This is a genomic window from Clostridium aestuarii (assembly GCF_026735135.1).
GTDB lineage: Bacteria > Bacillota > Clostridia > Clostridiales > Clostridiaceae > Clostridium_H > Clostridium_H aestuarii.
The window spans coordinates 253,754-277,441 of sequence record NZ_JAPQER010000004.1 but is presented as its reverse complement, the minus strand read 5'-3'; the positions used below and the strand labels follow the sequence as shown (position 1 = coordinate 277,441).

At 28.5% G+C, this 23,688-nt stretch carries 21 protein-coding genes; 1 reads left to right on the top strand and 20 read right to left on the bottom strand.

Annotated features, from left to right (window positions below; genetic code table 11):
- Nucleotides 1–14: 14 nt before the first annotated feature.
- From OW763_RS11720 to OW763_RS11680, 9 genes are all read right to left on the bottom strand, one after another.
- The gene (locus tag OW763_RS11720) at nt 15–518 is read right to left on the bottom strand and encodes a shikimate kinase (protein WP_268041327.1); all 504 of its coding nucleotides are present in this window, start codon (nt 516–518) and stop codon (nt 15–17) included.
- On the bottom strand, nt 515–1,327 hold the full coding sequence (gene aroE / locus OW763_RS11715) for a shikimate dehydrogenase (protein ID WP_268041326.1): 813 nt from the start codon (nt 1,325–1,327) through the stop codon (nt 515–517). The genes OW763_RS11720 and aroE overlap by 4 nt, the downstream gene beginning before the upstream one ends.
- A gap of 30 nt (nt 1,328–1,357) precedes the next feature.
- Nucleotides 1,358–2,533, bottom strand: a complete 1,176-nt coding sequence (pheA, locus tag OW763_RS11710; protein ID WP_268041325.1) for a prephenate dehydratase — start codon at nt 2,531–2,533, stop codon at nt 1,358–1,360.
- Nucleotides 2,534–2,613: 80 nt separating this feature from the next.
- Nucleotides 2,614–3,690 carry a chorismate synthase gene (gene aroC, locus OW763_RS11705; RefSeq protein ID WP_268041324.1) on the bottom strand — a complete coding sequence of 359 codons (1,077 nt, stop codon included), beginning with the start codon at nt 3,688–3,690 and terminating at the stop codon, nt 2,614–2,616.
- Nucleotides 3,668–4,981: a 3-phosphoshikimate 1-carboxyvinyltransferase gene (aroA, locus tag OW763_RS11700; protein ID WP_268041323.1), complete on the bottom strand. Its 1,314-nt coding sequence runs from the start codon at nt 4,979–4,981 to the stop codon at nt 3,668–3,670. Before aroA ends, aroC begins: the two co-directional genes overlap by 23 nt.
- A 120-nt stretch (nt 4,982–5,101) precedes the next feature.
- Nucleotides 5,102–6,163, bottom strand: a complete 1,062-nt coding sequence (gene aroB / locus OW763_RS11695) for a 3-dehydroquinate synthase (protein WP_268041322.1) — start codon at nt 6,161–6,163, stop codon at nt 5,102–5,104.
- Between the two features lies 1 nt (nt 6,164).
- Complete coding sequence (locus OW763_RS11690; RefSeq protein WP_268041349.1) at nt 6,165–7,001, bottom strand: prephenate dehydrogenase; 837 nt, start codon at nt 6,999–7,001, stop codon at nt 6,165–6,167.
- A 28-nt stretch (nt 7,002–7,029) separates the two neighbouring features.
- The gene (gene aroF / locus OW763_RS11685) at nt 7,030–8,043 is read right to left on the bottom strand and encodes a 3-deoxy-7-phosphoheptulonate synthase (protein WP_268041321.1); all 1,014 of its coding nucleotides are present in this window, start codon (nt 8,041–8,043) and stop codon (nt 7,030–7,032) included.
- Nucleotides 8,044–8,159: 116 nt separating this feature from the next.
- Complete coding sequence (locus OW763_RS11680; protein WP_268041320.1) at nt 8,160–8,294, bottom strand: hypothetical protein; 135 nt, start codon at nt 8,292–8,294, stop codon at nt 8,160–8,162.
- 215 nt (nt 8,295–8,509) lie between these two features.
- On the opposite strand from OW763_RS11680, the gene OW763_RS11675 reads away from it, so the two are divergent.
- Nucleotides 8,510–8,884, top strand: a complete 375-nt coding sequence (locus tag OW763_RS11675) for a hypothetical protein (RefSeq protein WP_268041319.1) — start codon at nt 8,510–8,512, stop codon at nt 8,882–8,884.
- Nucleotides 8,885–9,052: 168 nt separating this feature from the next.
- Here the strand turns inward: OW763_RS11675 and OW763_RS11670 are convergent, their stop codons facing one another.
- The 11 genes from OW763_RS11670 to OW763_RS11620 form a co-directional block, all read right to left on the bottom strand.
- Nucleotides 9,053–10,651, bottom strand: a complete 1,599-nt coding sequence (locus OW763_RS11670; protein ID WP_268041318.1) for an ABC transporter permease/substrate-binding protein — start codon at nt 10,649–10,651, stop codon at nt 9,053–9,055.
- Between the two features lie 2 nt (nt 10,652–10,653).
- Nucleotides 10,654–11,784, bottom strand: a complete 1,131-nt coding sequence (locus OW763_RS11665) for a betaine/proline/choline family ABC transporter ATP-binding protein (protein ID WP_268041317.1) — start codon at nt 11,782–11,784, stop codon at nt 10,654–10,656.
- Between the two features lie 314 nt (nt 11,785–12,098).
- Nucleotides 12,099–12,713, bottom strand: coding sequence for a GntR family transcriptional regulator (locus OW763_RS11660; protein ID WP_268041316.1), 615 nt, complete (start codon nt 12,711–12,713; stop codon nt 12,099–12,101).
- An 83-nt stretch (nt 12,714–12,796) separates the two neighbouring features.
- On the bottom strand, nt 12,797–13,753 hold the full coding sequence (locus tag OW763_RS11655) for an acyl-CoA dehydratase activase (RefSeq protein WP_268041315.1): 957 nt from the start codon (nt 13,751–13,753) through the stop codon (nt 12,797–12,799).
- Nucleotides 13,734–14,831, bottom strand: a complete 1,098-nt coding sequence (locus OW763_RS11650; protein ID WP_268041314.1) for an acyl-CoA dehydratase activase-related protein — start codon at nt 14,829–14,831, stop codon at nt 13,734–13,736. The genes OW763_RS11655 and OW763_RS11650 overlap by 20 nt, the downstream gene beginning before the upstream one ends.
- Entirely contained in the window at nt 14,785–15,723 is a 939-nt protein-coding gene (locus OW763_RS11645; RefSeq protein ID WP_268041313.1) for an acyl-CoA dehydratase activase-related protein, read from the bottom strand. The genes OW763_RS11650 and OW763_RS11645 overlap by 47 nt, the downstream gene beginning before the upstream one ends.
- A gap of 161 nt (nt 15,724–15,884) precedes the next feature.
- Entirely contained in the window at nt 15,885–16,766 is an 882-nt protein-coding gene (locus tag OW763_RS11640) for a DMT family transporter (RefSeq protein WP_268041312.1), read from the bottom strand.
- A 25-nt stretch (nt 16,767–16,791) separates the two neighbouring features.
- Nucleotides 16,792–17,649, bottom strand: coding sequence for a DMT family transporter (locus OW763_RS11635; protein ID WP_268041311.1), 858 nt, complete (start codon nt 17,647–17,649; stop codon nt 16,792–16,794).
- Between the two features lie 69 nt (nt 17,650–17,718).
- Nucleotides 17,719–18,342 (bottom strand): DUF488 domain-containing protein, encoded by a 624-nt coding sequence (locus OW763_RS11630; RefSeq protein WP_268041310.1) that lies wholly within the window; start codon nt 18,340–18,342, stop codon nt 17,719–17,721.
- Nucleotides 18,343–18,374: 32 nt separating this feature from the next.
- On the bottom strand, nt 18,375–22,421 hold the full coding sequence (locus OW763_RS11625; protein WP_268041309.1) for an AAA domain-containing protein: 4,047 nt from the start codon (nt 22,419–22,421) through the stop codon (nt 18,375–18,377).
- Nucleotides 22,422–22,550: 129 nt separating this feature from the next.
- The gene (locus OW763_RS11620; RefSeq protein WP_268041308.1) at nt 22,551–23,555 is read right to left on the bottom strand and encodes a LacI family DNA-binding transcriptional regulator; all 1,005 of its coding nucleotides are present in this window, start codon (nt 23,553–23,555) and stop codon (nt 22,551–22,553) included.
- Between the last annotated feature and the right edge of the window lie 133 nt (nt 23,556–23,688).

The window sequence follows — 23,688 nt, the reverse complement described above, 5'->3', positions numbered from 1 at the left end:
ATATTTTTTATATTTTAAAATTCTTTTAAATGTGATATAATTTTTTCCTTGGCGTCTTTAACACTTCCATCATTTATTACTTCATAATCACAATACTTTTCATATAAATGATATCTTTCATCATAAAGTTTATATAACTTTTCTTTTCCACTTATCAACAATGGACGGCTAAAGATATCCACATCTGTGAATATCTTTTGGATAGATCTGTTGATAAAAATAATAATTCCATTATATTGTAACACTTTTATATTTTCAGAATTTTTAACCACACCACCACCAGTGGCTATAATTTGAGGATATCTTTTGCTCACTTCATTGACAGCTTCACTTTCAATTTGTCTAAATTGTGCCTCTCCATTTTTAAAAATCTCAGGAATACTTTCCCCTGTTTTTTCAACTATATACTCATCTATATCACAAAAATTCATATTAAATTCTTTAGCTAGCTCTTTTCCTATAGTACTTTTTCCACATCCAGGCATTCCTATTAATACTATGTTTTTATTTAACTTCATTTACCTTTTTCAACCCCTTGATAAATTTTATCCACAATCTTAGCATCTATTTTTAAATCATTCCACAACTCTTGTGCTTTTACCGCTTGACCAACAAGCATATATAATCCATTTATAGCTTTTAATCCTTGATCTCTTGCCTGTTTTAAAAACAATGTTTCTTGAGGATTATAAATTAAATCCACAGCCGTCTTAAACTTTGATATCATCTCTTTATCCATAGGAGAATTTTCAACTTGTGGATACATTCCTACTGGCGTACAATTTATAACAATATCCTGTTCACTTAAATATTTTATTTGATCATATTGTATTATTTTAAATTTATTAAATTGCTTTGTTACTTTATTTATATCTCTGCTTACAAATATGATATTTCTTGCTCCATTATCCAAAATATATTGAACAACTGCTTTTGCAGCACCTCCAGTTCCTAATATAACTACATTTTTATTTTTAACATCCACATTAAATTTCTCAAGCATCATTCCAAATCCGTAATAATCAGTATTATACCCAATTATCTTGTCTTGTTTAAAGCATAATGTATTTACAGCACCAATAGCTTTTGCTTCCCTTGAAGTTTCATCTAAATATTTAATTATCTTAACTTTATAAGGTATAGTAACATTTACCCCTTTTACATTAAGAGCTTTAAATCCATCAACTGCTTCTTTTAACTTTTTATTTTTCACTTCAAACAAATGATAATAACCTTCCAAATTTAACTTTTCAAATATAGAAAAATGTATCTTAGGAGAAAAACTATGACCAAGCTTTTCTCCTAATAATCCATACAGCTCTTTCAAATAATTCACCTTCTTTTTTATTAAACATAACTATTCTTCTATTAAATAAGCTTTATAATTTCCAAGCAATTTAAACTCATGGCTATTATTATTTATTAATTTAATTGCTTCTTTTACACCTTTTTCACTTAAGTTACCTTTAAAATCTATATAAAAGAAATACTCCCAAGGTTTGTTTAAAATAGGTCGTGATTCTATTTTTAACATACTTAAATTATTTTCAGCAAAAACACTTAAAATATTATATAATTCTCCTGCTTTGTGTGGAAGAGAAAGCGTAATACTAATTTTATTATGATTTTCTTGAAACTCTAAATTTTTACCTATTATTATAAATCTAGTATAATTATTAGTATTGTAATTTATATCACTTTCAATTATTTCTAAATCATATAATTCTGCAGCTTTTTTACTTCCTATAGCCCCCATACTTTTGCACGCTTTATCTTTTACATATTTAGCACTTATTGCTGTATTATAATGAGGTATAAGTTTCCACTGTGAATATTGGTGCAAAAATTCCTTAGACTGTTCAAATGCTTGGGGATGTGAATAAACTTCCATTATATCCTCACATTTAGCTCCCTTTACACCTAATAAATTATGATTAACCTCTACACAGGTTTCACCAACAATAAAAAAACCATATTTTCGCAAGAAATCATATATTTCTGATATTCCCCCTGTTGAAGAGTTCTCTATAGGAAGAATACCATAATCGATTTCACTATTTTGCAAAGCTTTAAACACATCTTCAAATTCAGCTACATTATATGTACTTACTTTATCTCCAAAATACTTCTGTAAAGCTTGTTCACTGAAAGAACCATTAACCCCTTGAAACCCAACCTTTACATTATCTTTTTTAGGAAGACTATATAACTTTTTATATAATTCATATTCTAAATTAGAATTATTATTTTCCTCATAATTAAATTCATATAAATTTTTTGCCTGAAGTCTTCTACTAATGCTCATAACATCTTTAAAAAACTCAGCTGTAGCTGTTTCAAAATCTTTGTTTTCTAAATATGAATTGTTTCTATTTATAACCTGTTCTTCTCTATTTTTATTTAGTATAGGAATATTGTTTTCTTTTTTATACTGAGCAACCTTTAATACTGTATTCATTCTTTTCTCAAACAGCTCTGTTAACTGTTTATCTATTTGATTTATTTCTTCTCTTAATTTTTCTAGTTCATTCATACTTTGCCCTCCTAATTACAGTTAACAATGAAGATTTAACAATTAACAATTGAAAAAATGAATTAAGCAAAGCTTAATTCTTAACTCTCAATACATTCTAAAATCCCTATTGCTGCTACTGCTTCAACAACTGGTACAGCTCTTTGAACAATACAAGGATCGTGTCTACCCTCTACTTCAATTGTAGTATTTTCATTTGTTTCAACGTTTATTGTTCTTTGAGATTTTCCAATAGATGGTGTTGGCTTAAATGCTGCCCTAAAAATTAAAGGCATTCCATTTGTTATTCCGCCTAAAATTCCTCCATTATTATTGGTATAAGTTTTTACATTATTATTCTCTATGTAAAATTCATCATTAGCTTCTGAACCTTTCATTTGCGCAATATTAAAACCTGCTCCAAATTCCACACCTTTTACAGCTGGTACTGAAAATAAAAGATGCGATAGCACACTTTCTATTGAATAAAAAAACGGTGATCCTATCCCTTGGGGCAAATCTAAAACAGCACATTCAATCACGCCTCCAACAGAATCCATGTTCTCCTTAGCTCTTAATATTTTTTTTTGCATTTCTAATCCTTTTTTATCATCCATAACAGCAAATTCTTTATTTTTAAGTTCTTCTAATATTTGTTGATTTATATTAACTTCATCAAAATACCCTTCTTCTATATTTCCTATGCTCTTTATATGACTCCCAATTATAATACCTTTCTTCTTTAAAATCTGTTTTGCTACAGCACCAGCAAAAACAAGAGGAGCAGTAAGTCTACCTGAAAAATGTCCTCCTCCTCTATAATCATTAAAACCATCGTATCTAATTTTACCAGTATAATCCGCATGCCCTGGACGCATAAAATTCTTTGTTTTTTCGTAATCTTTTGAGTGTTGATTACTATTCTTAATAAATGCACATAGTGGAGTACCAGTAGTTTTATTATTAAAATATCCACTTAAAATTTCAAACTCATCCTTTTCTTTTCTTGGAGTGGACAATTTATTTTTTCCTGGTGCCCTTCTTTTCATTTCCTTATTTATATCTTCTAGATTTATTTCTATACCTGGTTTCAAACCATCTATAGTTATTCCTATACCCTTGCCATGAGATTCACCAAAAATGGATAGTTTTATATTATTGCCCCATACTCCACTCATCTATCTTTCCTCCTAACATTGAAAAATCATTCCAAAACTGTGGATAAGATTTTTTAACAGCATTGCTATTAGTTATTGTAAGAGGTTCTTTACATTTTACTGAAGCTACAGCCATCGCCATTGCTATTCTATGATCATTCCAGCTATCAACTGTTCCACCTCTCAAACTTTCTTTACCTTTAATTATTAAGCTGTCCTCTAACTCTTTTACGTCTGCTCCTATCTTATTTAATTCTTCAGCTATAGCTTTTAATCTATCACACTCTTTTATACGAAGCCTTTCAGCATTAATTACTTTTGTAGTACCTTCACTTACCGCTGCAAGTACTGTAAGTACTGGAATAATATCAGGACATTCCGAAGCATCAATAACAATTCCTTTTGTTTTTGAATTTTTAACTTCAATATGTTCATCAGTTATTGAAATATTCGCTCCCATTTTCTTTACTATATCCAATATAGCCTTATCTCCTTGAAGGGAGTCAATACTTAAATCTTCACATTTTATATTAGACCCTAATATACCAGCTACGATCCAAAAAGCAGCTTGAGAAAAATCCCCCTCAACTCTATAATTTCTATTTTCATATTTTTGATTTCCTTTAATATAAAACTGTTTATAATCTTTATTTTCTATTTCCACTCCAAATTTATATAACATATCTATTGTTAAATCAACGTATCCTTTTGATTCCAACTCTGTTGTCATTATTATTTTAGAATCGTTATCTAAAAGTGGAAGTACAAATAAAAGACCACTTATAAATTGAGAACTAACATTACCCTTTAATTCAAAAACATCAGGCTTAAGCTTGCCTTTTGCCTTCAATGGAAGCTCTCCATTATTATTTTTATATCTTATATCCTGCTTTTGAAATATTTCATAATATATATCTAAAGGACGAGATACAAGTTTTCCTCTTCCTTTAAATGTTACTTCTTCTTCTGTTAACAAAGCTATAGGAATTAAAAATCTTAAAGTAGACCCTGATTCTATACAATCAATACTATCTTTTAATAGTTTCAAGTCTTTTCTTCCTTTAACTTTTAAGGTTTCTCTATTATCTTCGTTCTTATCTATTTCCATTAAATTTTGTCTATTTACAATAACCCCTAAATTTTTCATAGCATTAGTAGTAGCAGTAATATCATCTGAAAATACAATATTGTCTATAATACTTTCTCCTTCAGCCAACCCAGCACAAATCACCGCTCTATGTGCTAAACTTTTTGAAGGTGGTATTTTTACTGTACCTTCTAAATTTGAAGGTGTTATCTTCACACAATCCATGTTATTAGCTACCTCCCCAGTATTTTTTAATTAATTCAACTTTCGCAATTTAAAATTAAGCTTAAGCGAAGATAAATAATTTATCCCAGCTTTTACTTTTCAAATGCGAAAGTTGAGTTATTAAATAAAGTTAATCATTTCTTCTCTTTTTATCTCTTTAATAAATCCTTCTCCTATTTTTTTAAGAAGAACTACATTCATAAATTCTCCTTTATTTTTCTTATCTAAAGATATAGCTTCTAATATTTTTTCCTTATTCTCTAAATTAATTTCATATTCTAATTGGTATTGAACAAGTATTTTCTTTAAAAGCTGTAGTGCTCCTTTATCTGTTATACCCATTTTTTCGCTTTTTTTAGTTATCTCATACATTCCAAGAGCTACCGCTTCTCCATGAGTATATTTTTCAAAATTAAAATACTTCTCTATAGCATGGCCTATGGTATGTCCAAAATTTAAAATCATTCTCTCTCCAGTATCTTTTTCATCCTTTTCAACAATTTCTTTTTTTATACTACAGCAAGTATATATTATGTCTTCTAAGTTATTAAACAATTCTTCTTCTGAATTGTATTTCAATAAATCATTAAACAACTTTTTATCCCTTATACATCCATACTTTATTACTTCTGCCATTCCATCGTATAAAAATCTTTTTTCCAATGTTTTTAGCATATTAGGGTCTATAAATACAGCCTTGGGATGATAAAAACTTCCTACTAAATTTTTACCTCTTGGTAAATCTACTGCAACTTTACCACCTATACTGCTATCTATTTGAGCTAAAAGTGAAGTTGGTACTTGCACAAAATGAATTCCTCTAAAGAGTGTAGCTGCTGCAAATCCGCCCAAGTCTCCAATTACTCCTCCACCAAGAGTAATTATTAAATCTTCTCTTGTAACCCCGAAATCTAATAATTTATCATAAATTTTTAATAGTTCATCTACCGACTTAGTTTTTTCACCTGGTTTAAGCACTATTTTATACACATTAAAATCATTTTTTTCCAAGTTACTCTTTATTATTTTTCCATAAAATTTATCCACATTTTCATCTGTTATTATAACTACTTTTTTGTTATTATATATTTTTTTTATTTCTTCACCTATATAATTAAATAATCCTTTTTTTATATAAATGGCATAGCTATTTTCACAAAGATTTACTCTAAGTTCCTTCAAATTAGGACATCCCCTTTCTTTTCACGCTTGCCTTTTCTAAAAGTGTCATAAGTAAGTCGTTATCCTGATTTATTATAGCATTTTTCACAGCATTAATATTTTTCTCAAAAATTTCAATCTCTTTAACCAAATTTTCACTATTATCCATAAAAAGTTCTGTCCACAACTGAGAATTTATCTGAGCAATTCTTGTAAGTTCTCTATAACTGTCTCCTGTAAATTTTCCTGTATTTAAATTTAAATTATCGCTATTAACCAAAGAAACAGCTATAACATGAGGCAGTTGACTTGTAAATCCTATAATCTTATCATGCTGTTCAGGAGTAATTTTTGTTATATTCTTAAAGCCTATACCATATACTACATCTTCTATAAATTTTACATTTTTCTCTTGATTTCTTTCAGTTGGTGTTATTATATAATTTGCTCCTTTAAATACCTGTTTTGAAGAATATTCAAGTCCCTTCTGTTCACGTCCTGCCATTGGGTGCCCAAATACAAAATCCAAGTCCTTTCTTAGCGTTTCATTTATTTCATATATCATCACTTTTTTAATTCCTGTAACATCTGTAATGATAGCTTTATGTTTAAAATTTTCAATATTATCTTTAATGAACTTTTTAACTAACTTAGGATACAAGCATATTATTACTAAGTCAGAACACTTTAATGGAATTTCTGCATTCGTATAGCCTTTATCTATAATTTTCATATTTTCTGCTTTGCATAAAGCAGCTTCATCTATATCCACAGCATATATATTTTTAGGATTTAATTCCTTTAGTGCCATGGCGAAAGACCCTCCAATTAGTCCTAATCCAACAATAGTAATATTAATATTTAAGTTTTCCACATGCATCCCTCCATTAGAGTTCTTTATCCACAGCTTCTGCAACCCCTCTTAAAGTTTCCATTAATGAATCAAATCTTTCTGGCTTTAAAGATTGAGCTCCATCACTTTTTGCATTTACAGGATCATTATGAACTTCTATCATAAGCCCATCTGCTCCAACTGCAATTGCAGCTTTAGCTAAAGGTTCTACAAGCCACCACATTCCTCCAGCATGACTTGGATCAATGATTACCGGTAAATGACTTAATTTTTTTATTACAGGAACAGCACTTAAATCCAATGTATTTCTTGTATATGTTTCAAAGGTTCTAATTCCTCTTTCACAAAGAATTACATTTTCATTTCCTCCAGCCATTATGTATTCTGCTGACATTAAAAGTTCCTCAATAGTTGCTGATAAACCTCTTTTCAACAAAATAGGCTTTTTAGTTTTTCCAAGCTCTTTTAAAAGATCAAAATTTTGCATATTTCTTGCTCCTACTTGTATTACATCAACATCCTCAACAAATCTTTCTACTAAGTTTGGTGACATAATTTCAGTAACTATAGGTAATCCTGTTTTTTCTCTTGCTGCCTTCAATATTTCTAATCCTTCTTCTTTTAATCCTTGGAAACTATATGGAGATGTTCTTGGTTTAAAAGCTCCTCCTCTTAGAAAATTAGCTCCTGATTTTTTAATTTTTTCTGCAATTCCTATTATTTGTTCCTCACTTTCAACCGAACACGGTCCAGCTATTATAGCAAGTTTATCTCCTCCAATAAGTCTATCTCTAACAGATACTATAGTTTCCTCAGGATGGAAAAGCCTATTTGCTTTTTTATATGGTTCTTGTACATGTAATACTTTTTCTACCTCTTGGTTTGCTTCTATTTGACTTGGATTAATTGAACTTGTATCACCAAGCAATCCAAGTACACAGTATTTATGCCCCTCCCAAACATTAACAATAATACCTTTTTGTTTTAATTGTTCTCTTAATTTTTTAACACTTTCCTTTGATGCTTCTGTTTTCATAACAATTATCATAAAATAGCCCCCTAATTTATTATTTTTTTATAAAAAAAGAAGACTCATAATGAGTCTTTTTTAATATTTTTATCAATATATAAAATTTATATTCACTAAAAATTAATATATTAATTTTATATAGTACATAACTCATTAGAAACAGAATTTTTTATTTTTTTGTATGTCAAAAAGCTAGCGCTAAAATAAAAGCTCAAGCTAAAATAAAAATAAAATTGTTCTGCCATTCCCTTTCCAACAAGTTTTCCCATTTATTTTTCCTCCAAATCAATATATATAAACATTAATATCAAATAATTCTGATTAATTTATTACGTTCGATTATACCATATATTCTTACTATGTCAATATAAAATAAATATATTATATTAACAATTTTATGTTTTAATTAATATAATATATTAAATCCACCCTCCCTTTTTCATCAGACAAGCTTTATTTCTTTATTCATGGAGGTGATTTTAGTATGGGAAGAGCCGCTGTAATACTTTTACTATTTTTTATAAAATGTGGCTGTGGTCGTGGACGTAGTTATGGATATGGTTGTGGAAATAGTTGCGGAAATAGTTGCGGATTCTTAAATAATTGTTGTGGTTTTCTAAATAATTGCGGTTGTAATAAATGCTGTGACTGTTGTGATTGCTGTGATTGCAAAAAACATCCTAAGCACCACAAACATCATAAACATCATAAATCTTGTGATTGCTGTTGCAATAATTGCTGTGATGATTGTTGTGATGATTGCTGTTGTAACGATTGTTGTAACAATTGCTGTGATGACTGCTGTTGTGATGATTGTTGTTGTAATCCTTGTTCATTCATTGACTGGTTTTGTTGTTAGAAAAAATCTAGTTTAAAAGTTTAGCCCTAAAATTATATTTATAATTTTAGGGCTTTTGTAATTTATCTTTTTAATTTAGAAGATTAAACAATTGAGAAAATCACATAATTAAGAACTCCAAATCTAAAATGCAAATTTTATTGCAAACAAAACATTAATTTTTATTCTTTATTTTATAAGCCCTTTATCTTTTAAAAATTCTCTTGCAACATCTTCTGGTCTTTTATCTTCTTTATCTACTTTATAATTAAGCTTTCTCATTTCTTCATCATTTAGTGTTCCTTCTAATTTATTTAACAACTCCTTTAATTCAGGATGAAGTTTAAGCGTATCATTTCTAACTAAAGGTACTGCATAATACGGCGGGAAAAAGTTTTTATCATCTTTTAAAACTTGTAGGTTAAAAGCATTTAAAAGTCCATCTGTTGAAAAAGCATCCACCACATCACATTCTTTATTATTTATGGCTTGATATCTTAGTCCACCATCTATTCCCTTTACATCTTTAAAGTTCATGTTATACGCATGCTGTAATCCTTTATAGCCATCATCTCTCTCACTAAATTCCATAGTACATCCTAGCAATAGTTTATCACTTACTTTAGCAATATCTGAAAAAGTCTCTATATTATATTTTTCAACTGTATCCTTTCTCACTGCCAAAGCATACGTATTGTTAAAACCTAATGGTTTTAACCATGATACATCATATTCCTTATTAAAGTAATCTTTTACAATTTCATATACCTTTTCAGCATCATTTATAGAATCTCTTTTCATAATACTTACAAATCCTGTTCCCGTATAATCAATATACATATCAAGATCTCCTGATTTTAAAGCTTCCCATGTAACACTTGAACCACCTAAATTTAATTTTTTCTCTACTTTTAAATCTGTATTTTCTTCTATTAACACCGCTAAAACATTACCTAATATTAATTGTTCGTTATAATTTTTAGAACCAATTACAATTGTATCTTTACTGCTTATATTTTCAGTTGCTGCTATTCCAGTAAACATAACAATACATAAAATCACTGATGTAGCTATTGCTGTTTTTTTGAATCCATTACCTCTTCTTCTAAAACTTCTTCTTTTTATTTTTGTACTATTTACTCTTGCACTCTTTGATTTTATACCTTCTGGAACAACCGCATTCTCTATTTTCCCAATAATAAAATCCATTATTAATGCAAGAATACATGCAGGTATTGCTCCTGCTAAAACCATATTATTATTAACTGTTTGAACTCCAGTAAATACCATATATCCAAGTCCACCTGCTCCTATAAAAGCTGCTATGGTCATAAGACCAACAGCTGTAACAGCTGCTATTCTTATACCAGCCATTATAACTGGTAAAGCTAATGGTATTTGTACCATTCTAAGAGTTTGACCTGATGTAAGTCCCATACCTTTTGATGCTTCAATCATATCTGGATTTATATTTTTAAGTCCTATATATGTGTTCTTTACTATAGGTAATAACGAGTATAAGAACACCATAATTACGGCCGGAGCACTTCCTATTCCAAGAAATGGAATTAAGAATCCTAATAGTGCTAAACTAGGAACAGCTTGTATTATATTAGTTGCTCCAATTATAGGACCCGATAATCTTTTCTTTTTAGTTATCAATATTCCAAGAGGTACTCCTACCAATGCTGCTACTAAAACTGCAACTAATGTAAGTCCTATATGCTGTATTAATAAATGTCCTACCTGGTCACTTCTACTCATAAAATATTCAAAGAATCCTTTCATAACTATACCGCCACCTCCTCTTCTTCTAAGAACTGTTCGCTTAATACACTAATAAGGCTACTTCTAGTTATAAGCCCAATTAATTTTTGACTATTATCAACAACTGGTATATATCCAACCTGTTTTTCATTCATAACTTTAAGAACATCTACAATAGAGTCATCTTTATTTACTGAAACAACATCCTTTTCCATTATGTCATTAAGCGTTACTTTTTTATCTCTATTTTTTCTTATGTCCTTCAATGTAGCTATACCATCTAGTTTATTATCTCTATCTACAATCAATATACTATCTACGTGTCTTTGCTGCATTATCTCAGTAGCTTGCAATATTGTTCTATTTCCTATTGTTTTAACTGGATTTTCTATTACTATATCTTCAGCTTTTATAAACTCTGGCTGATTCCAAATTCTATTTTTACCTATAAACTCTTCTACAAATCCATGTGCAGGATTTTTGAGAAGTTCTTCAGGAGTATCATACTGAAGAATCACACCATCCTTCATAATGCATATTCTATCTCCTAATTTTAAAGCTTCATCCATGTCATGAGTAACAAAAACTATTGTCTTTTTTAATTTCTGCTGTAAATTAAATAATTCATCTTGAAGTTGATTTCTTGTTATAGGATCTAGTGCACTGAAAGGTTCATCCATTAATATGATTTCAGGATTTGTAGCAAAGGCTCTTGCAACACCTATTCTTTGTTGTTGACCACCACTTAATTCATTTGGATATCTATCTATATATTCTTCTGGATTCATACCTACTAACTCTAATAATTCAAAAGTTCTTGTTTTTATTTTATCTTCTGTCCATTTTTTTAAAAAAGGTATTAAACCTATATTATCTCCTACAGTCATATGTGGAAATAAACCTGTTTGTTGTATTACATAGCCTATATTTCTTCTAAGATCAATGGTATCTTTTTTCCCTATGTCCTCACCATTTATTAAAATTTTACCTGATGTTGGTTTTATTAACTTATTGAGCATTTTTAGTGTAGTTGTTTTTCCACATCCACTAGGACCAATTAATACAACTAATTCACCTTTATTTATCTCTAAATCAACACCTTTTAATACTTTATTATTTTTAAAATATTTCTTTACATTTTGTAACTTTATCATAGAATTCCTCCCTTATTTATGTATTACCCTCATTTTACTATCATGTAGTTTTTATGTGATTTTGACACTAGCATAATATATCAAACTATTTAATTTTTATTGTTATTTTTTTACAAACAACTCGTATTTATTATATAAGTTGTTTTTGCAAGCAACTTTAGTTTATCACATAAGTTGCTTGTCGTCAAATGTATTTGTTATTTTTTACTTTTATTTCATTTATACGACACTTAAAGCTTATAATATTAAAAAGAACCATAAATATAGAATTGGTACCTCTATATTTATGGTTCTTTTTAATATTATGTATTTACTTATAAATAATTTTCAATTCTCTGCATTACCCCTTCATCCCCAACAATTAAAATCTTATCACCTTCTCTAAATTCTAGATAAGGTCCTGGGGAAACAAGGATTTTTTCTTCTCTCTTAACGCCTATTATCGTGGCTCCAGTATTGTGCCAAAATTGACACTCACCTATGGTCTTACCTAAAATATGACATTCACTAGGAATTTGAAGTTCTATAGGTTCAATTAAGTCTAAACTCTTAAACTTGTATGAATACTCTATTATTTTTTCATTTATTTCTTGTATTTGTTTTTCTATTTTTTTTCTTTCTTCAAATAATTTTCTTATATTATTTCTTAATATACCTATATTTTCTTTGTCTTTAAAACTTTCTATAAATTCATAAGAATTTTTTGTAGATTGTACTAAAATACCACTACCCTTATTTACTTCTACTACATATTTGTCTTCAAGCAATTTCATTGCTTTCCTTATAGTTTCAGGAGAAACATTATACTCACTTGCTAAAATTGATCGTCCCCTGAGTTTATCTCCCTCCTGCAAATCCCCTTTGTATATTCTAGATGCTACATCAACAGCTATCTTAACATATCTGGGCATTTGTGCACGTTCACTCATGCTGCAACCCTCCAAAACTCTCTGTTATAATAATACATTCAAATATGATTATAGCATAAAGTAAACGTAATTGAAAAACATTACTAAATAATCATTTTTTCACTCCATTTGCCACATCTATCGCCAAAGCATCCTACTACGGAGGATCCATCTTTTATATTTACAACCTCGCATCTATTAGGACATCCTTTACATTCAAAGCTCTGTGACACAAATTCTCTATCTGCAATATCAAATCCTTTAAAACTAGTTTTTCCTCTTTTTTTAACACCTTCTGCTGCTATAATAGCTGATCCTATAGCACCCATAACATCGTAATTTTCTGGAATATAAACTTTAAAGCCTAATGAATCTTCAAAAGCTTTTCTGATACCTGTATTAGCAGCAACTCCTCCTTGAAAAAATACTTTTTGTTGAATTTCTTTTCCTTTTCCTACATTGCTAAGATAATTTCTTACAAGTGCTTCACATAGCCCCATAATTATATCAGATTCATTATATCCTAGCTGCTGTTTATGTATCATATCAGATTCAGCAAAAACAGCACATCTTCCAGCAATTCTAACCGGAACAGTAGATTTTAAAGCATACTCTCCAAATTTTTCTATTGGAATTTCCAGTCTTTCAGCTTGCCTATCAAGAAAAGATCCAGTTCCTGCTGCACATACTGTATTCATAGCAAAATCTGTTACTACTCCACCTTTTAAGGTTATTATTTTTGAATCCTGACCCCCAATCTCTATTATAGTTTTCACATCTTTATCTACAGTAAGAGCAGCAACTGCATGAGCTGTAATTTCGTTTTTCACTGCATCTGCCCCTACTAAAGCTGCAGCAATATGTCTTCCACTTCCTGTAGTTCCTACAGCTTCTATTTGTTTTGTATCATACTTATCTTTAAACATCCTTAATCCATTTTGTACTGCTTTTATAGGTCTTCCTTTTGTTCTCAAATATATTTTATCTACAATTTTCATTGAATTATCTATAAGAACTATATCTGTGCTTACAGATCCTACATCAACTCCCATATAATACATGTTCTTTTCTCCTTTCTAATAAATCTAAAAAAGCTTCAATTCTTGTAACATAGCCGCCTTCTCCTGTCATCTCATCCACAACAAGGCTCATTATAGGAAAATTCTTATCTTTTGATATAGAAGGCAATATTGATTTTGTTATAATTTCAGGCATACATCCCATAGGAAATATTTGAATAGCTCCATCTAAATTTTCTCTATGAGCTATAATTGCTTCTCCTATACATTCTCTAGCATGCCCACCAATATAGTAAGGTAAATATTCTTTTGATGCTAATCTTAAATCAATAGAATTTGCTTTTAAAATTTTCATTGTTGCATCTCTAAGCCACCAGGTTGGTGTAAGCCTTCTCTTAGAAACCACCCCATAATCCATAAGCTTTTCTTCTATGTTTAAATTTGGGAATTCATCTATTACTGTATATATCTCTCCTATTATAGCTACTTTTAATGGATCTTTTTCCTTATTAATTTTTACATTTTCTATTTTCTTTTTATACTTTTCTAAAAGTTTAACTGCTTTAATAGGCTTATTTGTGTTAAACACTTCTCTTTTACATTCATTAAGTAACTTTTTGCATTCCCCTCTATTTATCTCATATCCAGCAAGATAATGTGCTCTTTCTTCTATTTTATCTATTAAATTCATAGCTTTAAGTGCTCTTAATCCAGCTATTGTTTTTTCTGATTTACTCTTTGAACTTCCCGATATTAAATAACTTCCTCTTTTCATCAATTCTTTTATACCTATATCCTTTGGATAATCCATTACTATGAATTTTAAGTTATGGCCCATTTTTTTTAAAATATTGATTTGTAATTCACAGTACTCTCCAAACCTACAAGGACCACAACTTCCCACCAAAAGTATAGTATCGGCACCTTGTTCTATACTTTGCAGATAATTTCCCATCATAATTTTGAAAGGTAAACATATTTCTTCTGGAGAGCAAGCAACCCCTATTTCAAGAGCTGTTTTATTGTTAATTGGTGGAATAACATAATCTATTCCAATTTCATCAAAAAATATTTTAGCTGCAAGATATATATTCCCCATGTGTGGAAACGTTACTTTCAAATAATTGCCTCCTCTCCAACATATCTATAAAAGCTTCTATTCTAGTATTAAATCCAGCTTCTCCAGTCTGCTCATCTATCTTTAAAACAAGATATGGAAAATCATTAACCCTGTTTTTTATAAGTTCTATAACTACAGAATCTATACCACATGCAAAAGAAGAAATATAAATAATTCCATCCACCTTTTGGTTTAATGCAAGATAAGCTCCTGCTCCATATGAATTCCTTGCAAAACTCCAAAATGGTCTTTTAAAAAGCTTTTTCACTTCAGAATCTACCAACTCTTCTTCTACAAATTCTTCTGTTATAACCCCTATTCCAAATTCATGAAGCTTATCTACTATATTCATATTTACATATTTATCATATATATTATAAGGATGACCCAATAAAGCAATTTTCATTTTATAATCGCTATCATTTATTCCACTTTGAAAATTTTGTTGAATCTTTATTGCTTTTTGATATGCTGTGTTAATTAAATTTGTATTTTTAGTTACCTTATGACCTATTTTTTTTACCCATCTGTCTACACTTTTTCGAGAATTTATATATAACGGTATTTCTGTAATTTCCGGCATATTATCTATACTATTTTTTATCATCTCAGGCAATCCACAGAACTTAGGACAAATATATTCTTTATCCCTAATACGCATAATTCTAGGTACAACCATTAAATCACACTTATCTTTAATACTTGCTACATGTCCATGAAAAATTTTAACAGGTAAACAAGCTTCATCTACACAATGTTTGACCCCTTCATTAAGTATTGTTTTGTTTGTATCATCAGAAACAACAATTTCAGCACCAATTTCTTGCAAAAAAGTTTCTATAAAAGGATGATATTTATAGTATAAAAGCCCTTTTGGTATTCCTACTTTCATATAATTCCTCCCTTATAACATATATCTACATTTATGTATTATTGAGCAATTAATACTTTTTTATTCATACTCTGAGAAAAGTGCGACGTACTTTTCTTATATGACGAGACAATAAAAGGTGTAGATAATCAAATATCTACACCTTTTATTAATACATTATTCTATTTCAATGCCTCTTTATATATTATTTTATTTTGTGTTCTATTATAAATAAATACAACAACAGCCACAAGGATTACAATACTTCCGCCAATTATGCTTAAAACATCTGGCATTTCTTTAAAAATAAAGAATCCTATTATAGCTGAAAATACTATATTGGTATAATTATATATTGCTATTTCAGAAGCTGGTGCATATTTATATGCAATAGTAAGTGCAAATTGTGCTATAGCTGCAAATACTCCTGTAAGAATTAAACAAATAAGTTCAGCTCTATTTGGAATTTTGTAATTCATAATTACAAATGGCAAAGTACCTATTACTGAAACAAACGAAAAATAAAACACTATAACTGAAGGATTTTCTTTATCCTTTAAAACCCTTACTAAAGTATATGCCCCCCCTGCAATTATGGCAGAAATAAATCCTACTACTGCCGGAAGTATACTTAAATCAAATTTAGGTTTTATAATTAAAAGTGCGGCAATAAACACTACTATCATAGCGGGAATTTGAATTTTTGATAATTTTTCTTTCAAAAACATACACGCAAATATTGTTACAAAAAATGGTGATAATTTATTAAGCATAGCTGAATCTGCAAGATTCAATTTATTTATAGAATAAAAATATGTTATCATCCCTGCGAGTCCACATAATGATCTTGCCATTAAATATTTTTGATTTTTCATTTTACCAAATAAATTTCCCTGTGTGTTTTTCACAGCTCCAAATGCAATAAATAAACTTACTAAGTTTCTACAAAACACTTTTTCAAATATTGGAATATCATTTCCTGCTAACTTTACCATTGCTGCCATTAAAGCAAAACAAAATGCTGATATAATCATATATACTACTGCTTTTGATTTATTGTTCATTATTTACCTCCTAATAAAAAGTAATTTATATATTAATTGTTCTTCTCCCATAATAATAATTTATAGTTCCAGCTGCTATTATTAAAGTTCCTCCCATAAAACTTAATATATCAGGATATTCTTTTAAAACTACAAATCCTAAAACTGTGGAAAATACTATAGTAGCATAACTATATATAGATATTTCTCCTGCTGGAGCAAACTTATATGCAAGAGTCATATAGCTTTGTCCACCTATCCAAACTAAACCTATAGCTATAAGTGTAATAGCTTGTATTAAAGTTGGAACTTTAAAATTCATTGCCATTATAGGTAGTGTTCCTACCAATGATACCAGCGAAAAATAAAAAAGTATAGTTAAAAGATCTTCTTTGTTTCCTAAAAACCTTAATAGAGTATAGGCCGCTCCTCCAAAAACTGCTGACAAAACCCCTGAAAAAGCTGGTAACATCTCTAAGCTAAATTGAGGTTTTACTACTAACACCGCACCTAAAAATACTAATATTAAGATAGGTATCTGCTGTTTTTTAAGTTTTTCCTTTAAAAATATAAAGGCAAATATTATTACAAAAAATGGTGATAATTTATTCAATATAGATGAATCAGCCAATAATAATTTTGATATAGAATAAAAATTTGTTATTAATCCTAAATATCCAAATAAAGCTCTAATAACTAAATACTTACGACTTTGTTTTTGTCCAAACAAGCTTCTTTTATTTTTTCTAGCTGCAATACATACAAATATAATCGTTGCTGCATTCATAAAAAATATTCTTTCAAACATAGGAATACTTCCTGAAATTTTTATGATTACATTCATAAATGAAAAACATAGTGATGATAGCAGCATATATATTACCGCCTTTGATTTATTCTCCATACTTATCCTCCATACAATAAACATACTTTCTATTTTAACACAAAAAAATAAAAGTGCATCGCACTTTTATTAGTAAATTTTATTATTAATATTCTTCCATTTCATTCTATAAGCTTGTTCTATTATTTTTTTCTTAATATCTTTTTCACTTATATCATCATAATTCACCCAATCCAATATATCCTGAATACTAATTTGTACTAACTCATTTTTTAATCTTGGTTCATAGGTTATAAAAAGTTCTTCTTCTATACGAACTTGATTCTTAGTAATATTACCATCAATTATATGTTCTATATCAATTCCTTTCTTATTTAACATATAACCTATAGCTATACTCCTGTGACAATTAAATGGATTTCTTTCAGAACACATAATCGCTATATTATACCCTTTTTTAATTTTATCTAAAACATTGTGTATACCTTTCTTAAATAAATCACATTCTATAACCTTATCAAACTCTTTATATTCTTTTGGATACATTCCTAGTTCTTTACCCATATATTCATATTTAACATCTTTATCCTTAAGCTTATCTTTTAGAATATCTCTATTAAAAATTTCTGTGAATTTATTACTACAATAAGATATATTTCTTACATCTATAACGTAATTGATATTATACTTTTTAATAATCCTGATAAATTCTTTTATTTTTCTTGTAGAATGTCCTATAGTATAACAAACCATCTTACTGCCTCCATATAATATACATTTTAATTTTACGCAATTCCCTTGTCTATATCTTCACTTTCAATTCTTTTACAAAGCTTATTTATAGTTTCTTCTGGATTTCTATAAAATTCACTTCCCTTTATCCTTAAAAATTTCCATCCAACTCTATGAAGGCATATTTGTTTATCATATTCTTCTTCCCATCTTTCTATTTTCTCAGTTTTATCCCCATCACATTCAATTGCTATTTTTTTATTATATCCTTCTATTACAAAATCAATTTTATGCTTACCTATAACCACTTGAGGTTTTACTTCATAGTCTTTTTCTTTCAACATTCTATAAACATCCTTTTGAAGCTGTGACTGAAAAATATTTTTCAAATCTATCTTTTTACTACTCATTTTATTAGAATTAATACAGTATTCTAGGAATTGTGTTCTTACACACTTAGGATTTAAATCTTGTAAATTAACAGAATGGAAAACCCACATTTGATTTCTAGCTCTACTTGCAGCTACATTAAATCTTCGTATATCATTTTCCTTTGTTAAAGCTATAAAATTAACATTTGGTGCAATAACCATTGATAAAAACATTATCTCTCTTTCAGCACCTTGAAATGAATATGAATTACCGCAAATTATTTTTCGCTCTATCATTTCCTCATCACCTATTTTCTCTCTTAGCATATTCTCTATAATCTCTGATTGAACATCCCCCAAAAGAGAAATCACCCCCATGCTCATACCTTTATATTTAGGATTTTTGCAGCATTCAACTACCTTTTGAACCAAGGCTTCAGCTTCTTTAATATTTATAGGCTTTGTTTTGTCTCTTTTTCCATCTACTTTTACAGTTTTAATAGGTAATCCTAATTTTTCATTACTATTAAATCTTCTTAAAGGCATTATCTCATTTGAATAACATAGCCTATTGCTGAATTCTATTATTTCAGGTACACATCTAAAATGTTCTTTCAACATAATCCTATCAGGAAATACTCTAAGTGCAGTATTATAAAGACTTGTTTGCATATCAAACCATTCAGAGTGAGGTATATCCTTTAAATATCTATCAATAAGATATTGAATTTTATCCATATTAATTCCTACTGCTTCAGGATTTATTTGTTTATCATCTCCAACTATAACAGCTTTTTTAGCTCTAAGTAATGCTGATATTCCAAAAATATTACATTGACTACTTTCGTCAATAATCACTACATCAAACATATCACTAGATAAACTGAAATTTTCTATTACTTTATTTATAGGCATAATCCAAGCTGGAATTATATCTTTACATTTTTCCATTTCTCTTTGTGCAAGCTTTCTAAACATAACAGAATGTTTACCTGTTCCTTTTCCTATTCTTTTAACAGCATCTAACCATGCGTATAAACTTCTTCTTTCAGTTTCTCCAATCCTCTTTATTTGGTTATACCATGCTTTTTTATATACTATTTTACAAACCAAAGAATTTTCTCTAGCTTTTTCTTTTTCTATATCATTCTCTAAATCATCAAATTCATATTTATGTGCTTTTCTTAAAATGCACTCTAACTGTTTCCACCTCCATGCCATACTTAAATTCTTATATTTATTTAACATATTTAATCTATCTTCATCTTCAATTATATTTTTAGCCAATAAAGGGCACTCTTTGTTTACTTTGGATATCAATAAAGCTATTTCTTTAATTTTAGGTGTCATTTGTTTAAACTTATCTACTTTTTTATAAGCTATCTTTAAACTCACAGCACTATTTAAACGAATAGCTTGTACAATTTCTTCAAACCCTTCCATATTAGAAATAACCTTTTGTAAACTTAACATATAAGTATTAATATTTTCATATTCATTTATATACTTAATACTTAAAAATCCATTTCTTAAATATTGATATGTTTCTATATCATACCAATTTATGTCACTTAAAAAAGCTATATTTCTCATAGCCACAATTATTCTATTTTTAATAGCTTTATCCCAATTAATTATTATATCTATTTTATTCATTTCATCTTCTAATTGAGCAATAATTGCTAAATTAACTTCTTTAATTTTAGGTGCTTCATATTCCTTCATAGCTCTATTCCATAAATTTTTAAGATTTTTTTCTACATAGCACTGCTCAATATATTTCTTTACTATTTTTGCTTGTTCCTTATTTGTTATAGGTTTACAATCGACCTTACATTCTTCAATAATATTTTTATAATCTGAGTGTATCACCTTAAATAGTTTACTTACTTTTCCTTTATGTTCATATTGCTTATATACTATATCAAAATTTTGTGCCAACATAACAATATCTATATCTTTAGGTATTTCAACTTCATGTCCGTTAATTTCCTTCTTAATACTACAAATTTTCTTAATATAGAAATTACATCTCATCAGTATATTCTTAAGAACAATTCTGACTGTTTCGCTTTTTTTAGAAGGCTTTAAAATATTTTCAAACCATGTACCTTCAATTTCCACTAAAAACTTTTCTGCATTTTCTAAAAGCCTAAATATATGTTCATAATCATAATCTACATTATAAGATACACACCACTCCTTAAGCATACTCTTATAATATTTATAATTACTTTTTAATTCTGATAATCTAGCTATCTTATCAACAATTTCATCACAGGATGGTATATTATAAAGTAAGTTTTCTACTTTTTTAAATTCAATTATCTCTTTTTTTCTAATATTACTTAATAAATAAATTAGCCTAGAAAATTTAGCATCAGTTATTGGACATTTTTGTTTAGGTTCTACATCATCATCTATCCAAGAATATTGATCTTCATTTTCTTTAACCCACTTTGCTATATTTAATAATTTATACTTTTTTCCGTAATAATTTATATCTCCATTTTCAATTTCCTCGGATATTTTTAACTTGTTATATAGATCTTTTTGTTTTTTCCTACTTTCTTTTAATTCATTTTCTAACTTATCACTTTCTTTCTTTACGTTTTCTACATTACAATTTAAATTATCTGTTAATTTTTTTATTGAATAATCAAGTTCTTTTAAAGCATTCATATCATTTCCAATCATATTTATACATAGTGGTCGTATTTCATCAGGTATCTTATCTGCTAAAACTCTAAGTGCTTTACCCGTTTCACTTGTTACTAAAACTCTTTTTCCATGAGCTAAAAGATGACAAATTAAATTTACTATAGTATGACTTTTTCCAGTTCCTGGAGGTCCTTGAACCACAACTCCAAAATTAGCACTTAAGCTTTTAACAATTTTACTCTGTTCTTTATTATAAGGTAAAGGAAATAATAGCTCTTTACTAATATTTTCCCATTCTTCTATAGTTTTAGAATTTTGAATAGGTTTTTTATCATTAACTAAAGCCTTAATCGCATCAGGTATAAAACAGCCTTCATTTATTTTGCACATCATATTTTTTAATTCCGTATCCCATATTCTATTATCGTTTTTTCTAACTATTATTGAGGATGCATTATAAACTACTGGATATTTAGTTATTTTTATATCTTTTAATATCACTCTATTTTTTTGAATTTCACCACTAGGATTAATATTGGGACTTAAATAATGTATAATAGAATTTAATATATCTTCCAGTTCTTTAAAATTTTTAAGGCTAATATGATTTTTTATTTTTATTATTTTATCTAAATTAGGAATATCTAACCCTTCAAGAATGTCTATTTCTAAGTTTATATTGTTACTACATGGCTTTAATATAAACTTTGCATTTTTAGCATCAAATTCTAATTCCATTCTAATTGTAAATAGAGGATGGGCTATTTTTTTATTATGTATTGACCATGCAAGGAACCCCTGTCCCCATACTATTTCTAAATTATCACTTCTTTTTTGAAGTTTTAAATATAATTTGAAAAAATCATCATATACTAATTTATTATTTTTATCTATCTCAATCCACCAATCATCATCTATTTTACCTTTTATAGTATAGCCCTCATCATTTAACTCTTTTTCCCAAAATATCTTTTGATATTCCGATACGTGCCGAATACTTTTCTTATTTAAATTTTTTACACTGATTAAATAAGCAGCTACTTCCTGAAGCTTGTCCCTAGTACACATAGGCAATTCCTCCTAACACATAAACAATCAATATCTTTTTACATTTTTTACCTTATATATGTATTATATTATACCATATTATTCCAATTAATGTTTAAAAAAAATACATGTCTTTTCGACATGTATTTCTTATTTACACGAATCTCTCTCTACAATTTCATAAGGTAAAACAAATATTTCTTCTTCTAAAGGTTCATTATTTATTTTCTTTATAAGCATCCTGGTTGCTACAGACCCCATATCATATAACGGTTGTGCTATAGTTGTAAGTTTAGGATAAAAATTTGCAGCTCCATAGGTATTGTTAAATCCCATAACATCTATCTCTTCTGGAACTTTAATATTTTTATCTCTTAAAGCATTAATTGCTCCCATTGCAATTTCATCATCAACACAAAATACAGCATCTATATCTTTTGTCTTTTCTAAAATTGAATTCATAGCTTCATATCCATCTTCTACTTTACGTGAAATCTTACAAAATGAAACTATCTCTTCATTGTATTCTATATGATTTTCTTTTAGAGCATCTAAGTAGCCAGCATATCTAAGAGCACTTGCATTCACAGCTTCCTTATCTGTACTTATGCATGCAATTCTCTTGTTTTTCTTTTTAATCAGATACTTAACTGCATCATTAGCTGCCTGCTTATTATCTATAATTACGCTTGGGAAATCTTTATCCTTACCATTAGTTTCAATTAAAACTAATGGCATTTTTATGTTTTTTATAGTTTTAACTATGTTTTCTTCTAAAGAATTACTTATATATATAACTCCATCTACCATTTTTTCTGAAAGAACTCTTAAATATTCCATTTCTTTTTGAGGATCTAAATCTGTATTACAAAGTATTATGTTATATTCATAAATATTAGCAACATCTTCAGCTCCTCTAACTACTTCTGGATAGATTTGGTTAGATATATCTGGTATGATTATACCTATTGTTTTAGTCTTTTGAGTTTTTAAACTTCTGGCTACTATATTAGGTCTATAATCCAATTTTTTTATTGCTTCTAAAACCTTCTTTTTAGTATCTTCATTAACTACATCTACATTGTTTAAAACCCTTGACACTGTAGCAATGGATACGTTTGCTTCTCTTGCGACATCTTTTATTGAAGTTGCCATCTTACCGACTCCTATTTAATTTATTTTACTTTATTTTTTATTATACAATATAAAGTATTAAAAACACAAGTTACGACTTCTTACTATTTTAATTTTTGGTATAAAAAACGAGGTATCCCAAAGAGATAGCCTC

Bases quoted from the DNA above. Each gene is read 5' to 3' on its own strand.
- OW763_RS11720 (WP_268041327.1), bottom strand. From the start codon at position 518: ATGAAGTTAAATAAAAACATAGTATTAATAGGAATGCCTGGATGTGGA.
- pheA (WP_268041325.1), bottom strand. From the start codon at position 2,533: ATGAATGAACTAGAAAAATTAAGAGAAGAAATAAATCAAATAGATAAA.
- aroC (WP_268041324.1), bottom strand. From the start codon at position 3,690: ATGAGTGGAGTATGGGGCAATAATATAAAACTATCCATTTTTGGTGAA.
- aroA (WP_268041323.1), bottom strand. From the start codon at position 4,981: ATGGATTGTGTGAAGATAACACCTTCAAATTTAGAAGGTACAGTAAAA.
- aroF (WP_268041321.1), bottom strand. From the start codon at position 8,043: ATGATAATTGTTATGAAAACAGAAGCATCAAAGGAAAGTGTTAAAAAA.
- OW763_RS11680 (WP_268041320.1), bottom strand. From the start codon at position 8,294: ATGGGAAAACTTGTTGGAAAGGGAATGGCAGAACAATTTTATTTTTAT.
- OW763_RS11675 (WP_268041319.1), top strand. From the start codon at position 8,510: ATGGGAAGAGCCGCTGTAATACTTTTACTATTTTTTATAAAATGTGGC.
- OW763_RS11670 (WP_268041318.1), bottom strand. From the start codon at position 10,651: ATGAAAGGATTCTTTGAATATTTTATGAGTAGAAGTGACCAGGTAGGA.
- OW763_RS11665 (WP_268041317.1), bottom strand. From the start codon at position 11,784: ATGATAAAGTTACAAAATGTAAAGAAATATTTTAAAAATAATAAAGTA.
- OW763_RS11660 (WP_268041316.1), bottom strand. From the start codon at position 12,713: ATGAGTGAACGTGCACAAATGCCCAGATATGTTAAGATAGCTGTTGAT.
- OW763_RS11655 (WP_268041315.1), bottom strand. From the start codon at position 13,753: ATGTATTATATGGGAGTTGATGTAGGATCTGTAAGCACAGATATAGTT.
- OW763_RS11645 (WP_268041313.1), bottom strand. From the start codon at position 15,723: ATGAAAGTAGGAATACCAAAAGGGCTTTTATACTATAAATATCATCCT.
- OW763_RS11640 (WP_268041312.1), bottom strand. From the start codon at position 16,766: ATGAACAATAAATCAAAAGCAGTAGTATATATGATTATATCAGCATTT.
- OW763_RS11635 (WP_268041311.1), bottom strand. From the start codon at position 17,649: ATGGAGAATAAATCAAAGGCGGTAATATATATGCTGCTATCATCACTA.
- OW763_RS11630 (WP_268041310.1), bottom strand. From the start codon at position 18,342: ATGGTTTGTTATACTATAGGACATTCTACAAGAAAAATAAAAGAATTT.
- OW763_RS11625 (WP_268041309.1), bottom strand. From the start codon at position 22,421: ATGTGTACTAGGGACAAGCTTCAGGAAGTAGCTGCTTATTTAATCAGT.
- OW763_RS11620 (WP_268041308.1), bottom strand. From the start codon at position 23,555: ATGGCAACTTCAATAAAAGATGTCGCAAGAGAAGCAAACGTATCCATT.